This is a genomic window from Streptomyces sp. NPDC087859, from assembly GCF_044742595.1.
Taxonomy (GTDB): Bacteria; Actinomycetota; Actinomycetes; order Streptomycetales; family Streptomycetaceae; genus Streptomyces; species Streptomyces canus_F.
Window position 1 is genome coordinate 463,090 of the sequence record NZ_JBIUUU010000004.1, and the last position, 11,702, is coordinate 474,791.

Genomic DNA, 11,702 nt, shown 5'->3' on the forward strand with positions numbered 1-11,702 from the left:
AAGTTGTGGAGCTGGTCCGAAGCACGTGGATACGACGAGGAGTCATGTCATGTCGCAGCACGAGAGCGAGACCGGTACCGGTACGGTCACCGCCGGCGTCGCCCCGGCCCGCGTGCGCCAGCTCTGGCACCTGCTGGAACCTCTGCACGCGGTGGTGTACTACGCGCCGGAGGTCTTCGAGGAGGCGGCGACGCTCGGCTACGACACCGAGGAGCGCTGGCCGAGCTACTTCCCGCTCCGCGCGGCCCCGTTGGGCGCGGTGGGCGCCGAGCGGGTGACCTCCGCGTTCTACAGCTTCAGCCCCCGCATGGTCGCCGAGCACATCGGCTCCGCGTGGAGCGTCGCGAGCCCCGAGGCGGTGCTGGCGGCGCGGCTGCGAGGCATCGACAGGGCGTACCGGGAGATATTCGGCGAGCGCGTCGACAGCCCCGAACTGGCGGAGGCCGCCGCCCTCGCACGCCGGGCCGCCGAAGCGGTGAACATCGCGGGCCGGCCCCTCGCCGCGGCCAACGCCGAGCTGGAGTGGCCCACGATCCCGCACCTCCAGCTGTGGCACGCGGCGACGATCCTGCGCGAGCATCGCGGCGACGGCCATCTCGCCGCCCTGCTCATCGCCGACCTCGACCCGGCCGAGTCGCTCGTCTCCTTCGCGGGGATAGGCGCCGCGTCCGTCGAGCGCTTCGGGAGCCGCGGCTGGAGCGACGCGGAATGGTCGGCCGCCCGCGAACGCCTGACCGCCCGAGGCCTGGTCGACGAGGACGGCACGGCAACGGAAGCCGGCCGCGCCCTGCGCCACCAGGTCGAGCAGCACACCGACCAACTAGCCGCCGCCCCCTGGCACTCCCTCGGCCGGACCGACACCGACCGCCTCGTCGAACTGCTCGGCGACTTCTGGGTGATGGTGCTGTCCTCGGGGCTGCTCCCTTCGGAGACGACGCTGGGGATAGGCAAGGTCTGAACGGAGTCCGGGGAGGCGGCCGCCGGAAAACCGACTGCGTCCGCAGTGCTCTCGCGGCAGCATGGCGGCATGTCCGACCTGCTGTGGCGCGACGTCAAGGAGTACATCGACCCGGACGTGACGGGGTCACTGCCGGACCTCCGCGTCCCGGGCACCTCGGCCGCCGACTGGCAGACGCTGCTCGACCTCGTCGTGGAACGCGGCTGGAGCCAAGAGTACAGGGAAGGCGCCACCGAGCTCCCGCTGCCGCGAGCCGCGAAGGTACTCGCCCCGCCGCCGGATGCGGAGTGCCCCCAACTCCGGGTCCGGCCGGCGGAGAACATGCTCGCGGGCGGCTCGGCAAGTCGGTTTTCATGGACCCCGAGGGCGCCTGTGGTCATCCGTTCCTGGCGTTCGACGCGGAAGCGGACCGCGTCGTGTTCCTGGGGGAGAGATGAGGGCCCACCGGAAGCGCGAGGCCGTCCGCGGGAGTCGTGTCTCCGTGGACGGCCTCGGTTGCAAGGTGGTTCAGGGGACCCCGGTCGCCTGGGCGGTGCGCCCGGCAGGGGTCTCGTGCTCCTCCGTGGGGTCTGCCGGTCTTACGGCTGCTCGGGCCTGTCGCGATCCATGCCCATCGCGCCTTCGATCCTCTGCTGCCCGTCGTCGACCTGGCTCTCGTACTTGTTGCCCGTCTTCTCGTTGGCCTTGCGTTCCGCCGCGTCGGACATGTTCTTGGCCTTGTCCTGCGCCGTGCGGTTGCTCTTGAACCTGTCGAGGATGCCCATCCAGAGCTCCTTCCGGAGGTGACTCAGCAATGACCATACGCCCGAGATGAGATGTATGCCCCTTGAAGCCCTATATGGTCTGGACCTCTCGGCCAGTACCGTGAGAGCGGGCACGACCGGCTCGTGCGGGGTGGACCAGGAGAACAAGGGGAGGGACGCACCGTGACGCGTCTGAGGGGCGGGGCCGCGGGCGCCGCGGCGATGCTCGGCATGGTCGTACTGCTCGCCGGCTGTGAGGGCGTGGAACTGCCCGCGGACAGCGAACCGTCCGGCTCCGGCCCGGCCGTGAGCTCCGGCCGGGCGGTGAGCCCGCTGGACAACCCGGACGGCACCAAGGCCGGCCTCGCGGCCATCACCACGGACGCCGACAGAGCCGAGGCGCGCGCCCTGATCGAGAAGGTGGAGACCAAGGGCCGCGGCCCCAAGACGGGCTACGACCGGGACGAGTTCGGCTACGCCTGGATGGACTCCGCGCCCGGCGGCATCCCCTTCTCCCGCAACGGCTGCGACACCCGCAACGACCTCCTCCAGAGGGACGGCGAGGACGTCCGCTTCCGCTCCGGTTCGGACTGCGTCGTCGTCTCCATGAGCCTGGCCGACCCCTACACCGGCAGGGAGATCGACTGGGTCAAGTCCCGTGCCACGGCGGTGCAGATCGACCATGTGATGCCGCTGTCGTACGACTGGCAGATGGGCGCCTCACGCTGGGACAAGGGCAAACGCGAGGACATCGCCAACGACCCGCTCAACCTCATACCGGTGGACGGCCCGACCAACGGCTCCAAGAGCGACTCGGGCCCCGCGTCCTGGCTGCCCCCGAACAAGCAGATCCGCTGCTCGTACGTGGTGCGCTTCGCACAGGTCTCGCTGAAGTACGAGCTCCCTGTGACGAAGGCCGACAAGGAGATGATGCTGCGGCAGTGCGGGGGCTGACCCGCCCGGCCGGGCCGGAAAAGCGGTTCCCGGCCGTGGTGCCGCCCGCCTACGGTGACCGCATGGAAGCGACGGTGTCGAGTCTCGCCGAACGCCCCGACGACCACGGGCGCGTGGTCGCGATGGCCGACAGCTGGCCGGAGTTCGTCACCAGGGACCTGGTGGGCGACCACCACTACGGCCGGATCGCCAGGGAGTTCCCGGCGTATGTGCTGTTCGCCGAGGACGAGCGGGGCGAGGTCGTCGCCACCGGGTTCAGCGTGCCCTTCGCCCTCGGCGCCGAGGGCCGGGGCGAACTGCCCTCCCGAGGCTGGGACGAAGTGCTTCTGTGGGCCTTCGCCGACCTGCGCCGAGGGGTCCGGCCCGACACCGTCAGCGCGATCGCCATCAACGTCCGGCCTGACGCCCAGGGCCAGGGCCTGTCCGGCCGCATGCTGTCGGCGATGCGCGACAACGCCCGGGCGCACGGCTTCAGCGAGGTCGTCGCCCCCGTCCGCCCCAGCGCCAAGCACCTCGAACCGCACACCCCCATCGAGGAGTACGCCCACCGCGTACGCCCCGACGGACTCCCGCACGACCCCTGGCTGCGCGTCCACGCCCGGGCCGGCGCCACCGTCCACTCCGTGTCGCCGGCCTCCATGACGGTGGCCGGTTCGCTGGAGCAGTGGCGCCGCTGGACGGGGCTGCCCTTCGACACCCGGGGCGACATCGAGGTGCCCGGAGCGCTGGTGCCGGTGCGGTGCGAGCCGGAGCGGGGGTACGCGGTGTACGTCGAGCCCAATGTATGGATGCGGCATCCGCTGCAGCCGTAGGGCGGTTCAGGCGCCCAGGGCGTCGAGGTCGAGGATCTCGCCGCCGGGCTTCTGCGCGGGGACGGGCTCGTCGTACTCGCTGAAGGTCAGGCTGCCCGGGTCGCTCGCGGAGACGCTGTCCACCCGCAGCAGATACGGCTTGCCCTCGGTGGCGACGTAGAGCGTGTAGCGCTCCTTGCCCTCCCGCTCGTGCAGCACGATCGCGGGCGTGCCGTCCACGGTGGTCGTCTTGCCGCGGGACGAGTCCGAGTCCACGTCGTCGGCGTCGCCGAGCACCGTGTCCAGGTCGCAGAAGCCCGTGATCGCCTTGGCGTCCTCGCCCTTCGCGGACATCTTGGTCCACTTCCCGGCCAGCAGCGCCACGGCCGCGTCCACGTCCGACTTCTTCTCGCCCTTGCTCTGGGCGCGAAGGAAGGCCTCGTCGTACTTCATGTAGACGATGTCGCCGACCTTGATCAGATCGGCCTTGCCCTGGCCGCCCACGCTCATCGTGCCGGCGCATTCGCCCTGCTTGTCCAGGGCCATGTCGATCGCGATGGTGCCCCCGGACTCGTCGTCGGGGACGTTCCCCTTCATCCGCAGCGACGAGGCGCCGGTCGTGGCCTCGACGGCCCGGTCGGCGATCTCGCCGCCGGTCAGTCCGGCGAACGGCTCCTTCGCCTTGCTCGGGCTGCTCGACGGGCTGGAGCCGCGGGCTTTGCCGTCCGCCTTGTCCTTCCCGGAGCGGCCGGACTGGTCCGACTGGCAGCCGGTGAGCGCGAGAGCGGTCGCGGCGGTGAGGCAGAGAGCGGCAAGGGCGGTACGACGCATGGGAACTCCTCGGTGGTGTGCGGTGTGGTGAGCGGGCGCGGTGGGACGCGCGGCGTGCGGAAAGGGAGCGCGGTCCGGCGGGTACTGCCGTGGGTCGGCCCCGCCGGACCGCGCCGTTCGGTGGCCGGCGTCAGCCGGTCTTCTTCCAGTCCGTGCAGCCGGACGTCTTGAAGTAGGTGTCCGAGGCGCTGATCGTGACGACGGCCGAGCCGGTCACGTTGTCGTTCGCGATGATCGAGTCGAGCCCGTGCTCGGCGTCCTTGGCGCGCTCCCAGTAGCACATGTCGTCCTTGTTGCCGGTGGACTTGTAGGTGCCGGGGGCGATGTCGGCGCCCACTCTGAACATGCCGCCGTCGCCGGCCATCGAGGCCGCGGGGGAGCCCTTCGCCTTGGTGTCGACGGCCTCCCAGTCGTTGCAGTCGCTCGACTTGAAGAGCTTGTCGGAGGCCTTGACGGTCACGTAACTGGTGCCGGTGACATTGTCGTTGGCGAGCAGGGAGTCCATCTCGCCGGAGGAGTCCTTGGCGCGCTCCCAGTAGCACATGCCGTCGTCGTTGCCGCTGGTGCGGTAGGTGCCGGGCTTGATGTCCGCACCGACCTGGAAGTCGCCGTCCCCCTCGAAGGCGGCCTTCTTCTCCTCGGCGGCCCCCGCCGCCTCCTTCTCGCCGCCGGGCTTCGCCTGTGCGGACGCCGAAGAGCCCTTGTCGCTGCTCGTGGAGTCGCTGCTGTCGTCGCCGGCGTTCGCCGAGACGGCACCGATGACGACGATCCCCACGACGGCCCCCAGCGCGACCTTGCCCTTCATGCCCATGACTGTGTCCCCTCCAACACGGTGACAGCCGCCTTTCGGCTGCCCTTCGTTCGCTGGGTCAATAAGACCAGAGCGTGTGAACCGAGTCAACACGGTTCACAAGATGGTGCGAGTACACGGCCGTGAAGCGGTAGATCTTGCGTACGCCGCTATGCTCGGCGTCACACGCGGAGCGCAGCCAACTGCGGGGACGCGCGGGGCCACGCAGTACGACGAGGGGAGCCGGACCGGTGCAGGACAACGCCACAGAGGTGACCGCCGCCGGGATCGCCCGGCTGGCCGGCGTCGGCCGCGCCGCCGTCAGTAACTGGCGCCGCCGCCACGCCGACTTCCCCAAGCCGGTCGGCGGCACCGAGACCAGCCCGTCCTTCGCCCTCGCCGAGGTCGAAACCTGGCTGCGTGACCAGGGGAAACTCGCCGAGGTCCCGCTGCGTGAACGCGTCTGGCAGCAGCTCTCGGGCCACCCCGAGGGCCCGGTCACCGCCCTCACCCACGCCGGCTGCGTCCTGCTGCTCATCCACGACCGCCCCACCGTCTGGCTGGACGCGAGCGCCGGCTCCGACGCGCGGCTGGCGGCGATGCTGCCGGGCGTGCTGGAGGAGGTACTGGCACCACGGTTCGGTGCCGCGGCGGCTGTGAACACCTCGGACGCCGTGAACAGCCCCGGCGCTGTGAACACCCCACCCTCGGTGAGCCCCCGAGCCGCCCTTCACACCCCCCTCGGCCCCGAACTCCTCCCCTCCGTCCCCCTCCTGCGCGGGGCCGCCGAGCTCGCGGCGGAGCTGGGCGCCCGGCAGACCTTCGAGTTCCTGCTCGGCCGCCACCTCGACGCCAACCCGCGCCAGTACACGCTCACCCCCGCCGACCTCGCCGGCCTCATGGCCGACCTCGCGGGCCCCGCCCGCACCGTCCTCGACCCGGCCTGCGGTACCGGCGCCCTGCTGCGCGCCGTCACCGCCCGCGCCGACCAGGAGCTGTACGCCCAGGACAGCGCCCCCGACCTCGCCGCCCTCACCGCACTCCGGCTCGCCCTGCACACCCGCGCCGGCGTGCACGCCGCCACCGGCGACACCCTGCGCGCCGACGCCCACCCCGAGCTGCGCGCCGACGCCGTCCTGTGCCACCCGCCGTTCAACGAGCGCAACTGGGGGCACGACGAACTCGCCTACGACCCCCGCTGGGAGTACGGCTTCCCGGCCCGCACCGAGTCCGAGCTGGCCTGGGTGCAGCACGCGCTCGCCCGCCTCAAGGACGGCGGCACCGCCGTACTCCTCATGCCGCCCGCCGCCGCCTCCCGCCGCTCGGGTCGCCGTATCCGCGCCGACCTGCTGCGCCGGGGTGCGCTGCGCGCGGTCGTCGCCCTGCCGGTCGGCGCGGCGCCCCCGTACAACATCCCGCTCCACCTGTGGGTGCTGCGCCGCCCCGAGAAGGCGCCGGCCCAGCCCGAGGTGCTGCTCGCCGACACCGGCCGGTTCGCCACCGAAGGGCGCGGCGGCCCCGACTGGCGGGCCGTGCGGGAAGCGGTGCTCGACGCCTGGCGGGCCTTCGACCGCGCGGGCACCCTCAAGGAGCGGCCCGGCCTCGCGCGCTCCCTGCCCGTCATCGACCTCCTCGACGACGACGTGGACCTCGCCCCCGCCCGCCACCTCCCGCCCGCCACGGCGGCCGACGGCGCGGAGGCGCTCACAGCCGTACGCGAGCGCCTCGGGGAGACCCTGCGCCTGACCACCGACCTCACCCCGCCACCCGCCGACACCGCACAGCCCGCACGCTGGCCGCTCACCACCGTCGGCGAACTCGCGCGCGGAGGCGCCCTGGTGATGCGCACCGGCGGAAACGGCGGCCACGCGCGCGTGCCCGTCCTCACCGACCACGACGTCATCGCCGGCACCGCCCCCTCCGGCACCCTCCCCGAGAGCGACGAGGAGGCCGTGCTCGTCGAGCCGGGCGACGTCGTCGTGCCGGTGCTCGGCGGCGGCTCGATGGCGCGCGTGATCGACGACGCGAGCGGGGGCGCCGCCCTCGGGCGCAGTCTCGTGCTCCTGCGCCCCGATCCCACGGCGCTCGACCCCTGGTTCCTCGCCGGCTTTCTGCGCGGCACCGCCAACAACCGTCAGGCCAGCAGCTACGCCTCCACCGCGACCCGCCTGGACGTGCGCCGTCTGCAACTGCCCCGGCTCCCGCTCGACGAACAACGGCGCTACGGCGCGCGCTTCCGCGCACTCGACGAGTTCGAGCGGGCGCTACGGCACGCGGGCAGGCTCGGGAACCAGCTCGTGCGCGGGATGTACGACGGCCTCACCGACGGCACGGTCGCACCCGACTGACGCCCGGGCGGCACCCGACAGTTGCGGAATCCGGCCCTCCGGCCGCGCCCGCCATGACCTGCGCCGCCGTACGACGTGATCAGCACGACAACGGTTCGGTACAACCCTGGACCGCATGTCGTTGTCGGCCTATACGCTCGAAGCGACAATCGCAGGAACGGGGTTGCCGGGCGTCGGCCGCCCACGTATGCCCACCTCAGGCACCAGGAGCTGTCATGCATGGCCACGGCTACACGCAGCCGGTGAAGCAGCCGCCCCATCCGGCGTTGCTGGTCTTCCTGCGCGTGCTGTTCGTGGTGATCTCGATCTTCTCCATCGGCCTGCTGGCCTGGACGATGCTGCTGCGTCTGGCGCTCGTGACGCGCAGGGGGCTCGACTGGGTCCTGTTCGTGGCCTCGTTCGTCGCCGTCGTCCTCGGACTGGTACTGCTCGGCACGGAGCCCGGCGACGAGATCCACACCGTGGGCGGCTGGACCGGCCTGGTCCTGCTCCTGGGCACCCTCATCGCCACGATCGCGTACTACCTCTCCGCGGACATCCGCCACTTCCACCAGCTCCGCTACGGGGCCTACGGCCCGCAGCCCGCCCCGGCGTACGGGTATCCGCAACCCCAGTCGCCGTACACCGCCGCGACCCTGCCGCAGACACCCGCGCCGATGCCGCGGAACCCGCTGCCGCCCCCGCCCGCCCCCCGCGACGCGGCGCCCCCCGCGCCCGTGCCCCCGACGCAGCCGCCCCAGCGCCCCGCGCCCGCCCGCATCGACCAGGTGCGCGCCGAACTCGACGAACTGAGCGACTACCTGCGCCGCCAGGACGGCAACCCCAACGGCGGCTATGAGGGCGGAAGGTGACCGTGACGACAGGACGTGTCGTCGCAGGCCGCTATGAACTGTCCACGCTCATCGGACAGGGCGGCATGGGACAGGTCTGGACGGCCTACGACCAACGGCTCGACCGGCGCGTGGCGGTGAAGCTGCTGCGCCCCGACAAGGTGGCCGGGCAGGAGGCCGACGAACTGCGCCGCCGGTTCGTCCGCGAATGCCGGGTGACCGCACAGGTCGACCACCCCGGACTCGTCACCGTGCACGACGCGGGCAGCGAGGGCGAGGAGCTGTTCCTCGTCATGCAGTACGTCGACGGCGCGGACCTCTCCGACCACCTCGCCGAGCACGACCCGTACCCCTGGCAGTGGGCCGTCGCGGTCGCCGCGCAACTCTGCGCCGTGCTGAGCGCCGTGCACGCCGTGCCGATCGTCCACCGCGACCTCAAGCCCCGCAACGTGATGGTGAAGCAGGACGGCACCGTCACCGTCCTCGACCTCGGCGTCGCCTCCGTCATGGACGCCGACACCACCCGCCTCACCCATACCGGCACCCCCATCGGCTCGCCCGCCTACATGGCGCCCGAGCAGGCCATGGGCGGCGCGGTCGGCCCCTACACCGACCTGTACGCACTCGGCGTACTGCTCCACGAGCTCCTCAGCGGCGACGTCCCGTTCTCCGGCTCCACGGCGCTCGGTGTGCTGCACCGCCACCTCTACGAGCCCCCGCTCCCCGTCCGCCGCCTGCGCCCCGAGGTCCCCGAGGCGCTCGAGGCGCTCGTCCTGCGCCTGCTCGCCAAGGACCCGCAGCACCGGCCCGCCAGCGCGCAGGAGGTGTACGAGCACCTGTCGCTGCTCCTGCCCGCGCGCGGGACCCCCACAGGGGCGCCCCTCGACCCCACGCGCCCCTTCCTTCGCCCGCACGCCCCCTGGCCGGACCGCGCCCGCACCCCCGCACCCCAGCCGGCGCCCGCCGCGCCGCACGCGCCCCCCGCCGAGAAACCCGACGTCGCACGCGCCGTCGACGAGGTCAAGCGCCTCCTCGGCGAAGGCCGCATCACCCAGGCCGTCGACATCCTCGGCGCGATCCTGCCCGCCGCCGCCGAACAGCACGGCGAGCACTCCCCGGTCGTCCGCACCCTGCGCAAGCAGTACGCCGCCACGCTCATGGACGACGGCCAGTACCGGCGCGCGCTGCCCGAACTGCGCCGCCTCGCCGACGAACGCGCCGCCGAGGCCGGCCAGGCCGACCCCCAGTCGCTGCGCTTCCGCTACGAGGCCGCCCAGTGCCTGGAGCAGCTCGGCGAACCGGCGGCGGCCCTCGCCGAGTACCGCGCGCTGCTGCCGTACTACGAGAACCAGTACGTGGCCGGCGACCCCGAGCTCGCCCACGACGTCCGCCGCCGCATCGGCCACCTCCTGCTCGCCCTCGGCGACCGCCCCGCCGCCCACGACACCCTGGCCCGCCTCGTGCACGACGTGGAACGCCTGCACGGCCCCGGCCACCCGCTCGCGGTCGAGGTCCGGCGCACGCTGGAGTGGCTGGGGCAGGTGCGCGGCTGAACGCGGCGCTGGCCGCACACGGATACCGCCCCGCGTTCCTCGACAGAGTGCGTCGGTGCCCGAAGTCCTGGTGAATCGTTGGTCGAATGGGTTGGCCAGAGCTTGTCCACTGCCTACCATCGATCACCGCAAGACTTTGTGCACCGTCGCACAATCTCCTCGGGAGGCTTCCTTGCACCGCCGCCGTCGCACCGCGCTCCTCCTTTCCGCCGCGATCGTCGCCGCGCCCTTCCTCACCGCCTGCGGAAACGACGCGCATCCCGGTGCGGCAGCCGTCGTCGGCGGCCAGCGGATCACCGTCGCCCAGCTGGAGACCAGGGTGAACGAGGTGCGCGAGGCACAGCGCGCCGCGGTGCCCGACGAGGCGCAGTACGCGCAGGCCATCGCCAAGACCGGCACCCTCAGCCGGGACACCCTGCACAGCATGGTCCTCGACGAGGTCCTGCACCGCGCGGCGCAGGACGCCGGGGTGACGGTCACCCGCAAGGAGATCCAGGACATGCGCACCGGCCTGGAACAGCAGGCGGGCGGCGCCAAGGCCCTGGAGACGGCCTGGCTCCAGCGCTACGGCATCGCCCCCGAGCGCCTCGACGAGAACCTCCGCCTCCAGCTCGAGGCGCAGAAACTCGCAGCCGTCCTCGGCACCGACACCGGCAAGGCCGACTTCTGGCAGGCCCTGGCCAAGGCGTCCAAGAAACTCGACATCGACCTCAACCCCCGCTACGGCACCTGGGACGACGCGAAGAGCAGCCGCGTCGACGCGAAGACGCCGTGGGTCCGGGAGGTCACGGCAACGGGGACAGAGGAGACGGCGTAACGCCATCGCCGGTCATACGACCCCACCGCACCTCCGGGTCTGTGGACAAGTGATCGGCTCTGTTGGCGGTGTGGGTTAGCTTCGAGCTGTGAACACCACCAGCCCCGAATCCGCTCCGGCCGCCCCCGGCCGCATCGTCCTGCTGACCACCAGCCACCGTGTCGCCCCCGGCCTGCTGTCCTGGCCCGCCTGGCAGGCGCTGCACGACGCCGACCGGGTGCTGTGCGCGGACGGTGCGCACCCGCAGCTGCCGTATCTGCGTGAGGCCGGGATACAGGTCGACGAGGCCTCCCCGACCGCGGAGGAACTGGTCGAGGCGTGCGCGGGCGGCCACACCGTGGTCGTGGTCGCCACGGGCGAGGGCGAGCCCCGGCTCACCGACGGCCTCGCCCGCCTCGCCGGCTCGGGCCGCGTGTCCATGCCCGACCTGGAACTCCTCCCCGCCTCCTACGACCTCCCGGGCGCCCGACTCCTCGACCTCGTCCAGGTCATGGACCGCATCCGCGCCGAGTGCCCCTGGTCCTCCCAGCAGACCCACAAGGGCCTCGCCAAGTACGGCATCGAGGAGGCCTACGAACTCGTCGAGGCCATCGAGGAGGGCGACCGCGACGAACTCCGCGAAGAACTCGGCGACGTCCTCCTCCAGGTCGTCTTCCACGCCCGCATCGCGGAGGAGGACCCGGACGCCCCCTTCTCCATCGACGACGTGGCGGGCGGCATCGTCACCAAGCTCATCCACCGCCACCCGCACGTCTTCGGCGACGAGACCGCGACGACCCCCGAGGAGGTGAAGGAGCACTGGCTGCGCACGAAGGCCATAGAGAAGCAGCGGGAGTCGGTGACGGACGGCATCCCCCTCGGCCAGCCGGGCCTGGCGCTCGCCGCCAAACTGGCGTCCCGGGTGCGCACGGCGGGGCTGGAGGTACCGCTTCCCACCGGGGAGGGCATCGGGTACGAACTGCTCGCGCTGGCGGCGCGGGCGGAGGCCGACGGTGTCGATCCGGAGGCGGCGCTGCGTGTTGCCGCGCGGGCCTATCGGGATGCGGTTCGCGCTACTGAGGGCGTCGGCGCTTAGTACCGTTGCCCG

General features: G+C 72.2%; 11 protein-coding genes. 8 read left to right on the plus strand and 3 right to left on the minus strand.

Annotated features, from left to right (window positions below):
- Nucleotides 1–49: 49 nt before the first annotated feature.
- On the plus strand, nucleotides 50–958 hold the full coding sequence (locus ACIOHP_RS12245) for a hypothetical protein (RefSeq protein WP_401886195.1): 909 nt from the start codon (nucleotides 50–52) through the stop codon (nucleotides 956–958).
- 578 nt (nucleotides 959–1,536) lie between these two features.
- Here the strand turns inward: ACIOHP_RS12245 and ACIOHP_RS12250 are convergent.
- Nucleotides 1,537–1,722 carry an Rv0909 family putative TA system antitoxin gene (locus ACIOHP_RS12250; protein ID WP_266891405.1) on the minus strand — a complete coding sequence of 62 codons (186 nt, stop codon included), beginning with the start codon at nucleotides 1,720–1,722 and terminating at the stop codon, nucleotides 1,537–1,539.
- Between the two features lie 162 nt (nucleotides 1,723–1,884).
- Here ACIOHP_RS12250 and ACIOHP_RS12255 point away from each other — a divergent pair, with 162 nt between their 5' ends.
- Together ACIOHP_RS12255 and ACIOHP_RS12260 are read left to right on the plus strand one after the other, a co-directional pair.
- On the plus strand, nucleotides 1,885–2,655 hold the full coding sequence (locus ACIOHP_RS12255) for an HNH endonuclease family protein (RefSeq protein ID WP_361538090.1): 771 nt from the start codon (nucleotides 1,885–1,887) through the stop codon (nucleotides 2,653–2,655).
- 62 nt (nucleotides 2,656–2,717) lie between these two features.
- A complete protein-coding gene (locus ACIOHP_RS12260; RefSeq protein WP_401886200.1) occupies nucleotides 2,718–3,467 on the plus strand; it encodes an N-acetyltransferase in 750 nt (249 codons plus the stop codon).
- A gap of 6 nt (nucleotides 3,468–3,473) precedes the next feature.
- Here ACIOHP_RS12260 and ACIOHP_RS12265 read toward each other — a convergent pair whose 3' ends face one another.
- Together ACIOHP_RS12265 and ACIOHP_RS12270 are read right to left on the minus strand one after the other, a co-directional pair.
- Complete coding sequence (locus ACIOHP_RS12265) at nucleotides 3,474–4,277, minus strand: hypothetical protein (protein ID WP_401886204.1); 804 nt, start codon at nucleotides 4,275–4,277, stop codon at nucleotides 3,474–3,476.
- Nucleotides 4,278–4,407: 130 nt separating this feature from the next.
- Nucleotides 4,408–5,088 carry a hypothetical protein gene (locus ACIOHP_RS12270; RefSeq protein WP_401886207.1) on the minus strand — a complete coding sequence of 227 codons (681 nt, stop codon included), beginning with the start codon at nucleotides 5,086–5,088 and terminating at the stop codon, nucleotides 4,408–4,410.
- 230 nt (nucleotides 5,089–5,318) lie between these two features.
- Between ACIOHP_RS12270 and ACIOHP_RS12275 the strand changes: the two genes are divergently transcribed.
- The 5 genes from ACIOHP_RS12275 to ACIOHP_RS12295 all read left to right on the plus strand — a co-directional run bounded on the left by ACIOHP_RS12275 (nucleotide 5,319) and on the right by ACIOHP_RS12295 (nucleotide 11,690).
- Nucleotides 5,319–7,415: an N-6 DNA methylase gene (locus tag ACIOHP_RS12275; protein WP_361538082.1), complete on the plus strand. Its 2,097-nt coding sequence runs from the start codon at nucleotides 5,319–5,321 to the stop codon at nucleotides 7,413–7,415.
- 215 nt (nucleotides 7,416–7,630) lie between these two features.
- Entirely contained in the window at nucleotides 7,631–8,266 is a 636-nt protein-coding gene (locus tag ACIOHP_RS12280) for a hypothetical protein (protein ID WP_361538080.1), read from the plus strand.
- A gap of 38 nt (nucleotides 8,267–8,304) precedes the next feature.
- Complete coding sequence (locus ACIOHP_RS12285) at nucleotides 8,305–9,798, plus strand: serine/threonine-protein kinase (protein ID WP_361538824.1); 1,494 nt, start codon at nucleotides 8,305–8,307, stop codon at nucleotides 9,796–9,798.
- A gap of 172 nt (nucleotides 9,799–9,970) precedes the next feature.
- Nucleotides 9,971–10,615 (plus strand): SurA N-terminal domain-containing protein, encoded by a 645-nt coding sequence (locus ACIOHP_RS12290; protein ID WP_361538078.1) that lies wholly within the window; start codon nucleotides 9,971–9,973, stop codon nucleotides 10,613–10,615.
- Nucleotides 10,616–10,703: 88 nt separating this feature from the next.
- On the plus strand, nucleotides 10,704–11,690 hold the full coding sequence (locus ACIOHP_RS12295) for a nucleoside triphosphate pyrophosphohydrolase (RefSeq protein WP_401886212.1): 987 nt from the start codon (nucleotides 10,704–10,706) through the stop codon (nucleotides 11,688–11,690).
- Nucleotides 11,691–11,702 lie beyond the last annotated feature (12 nt).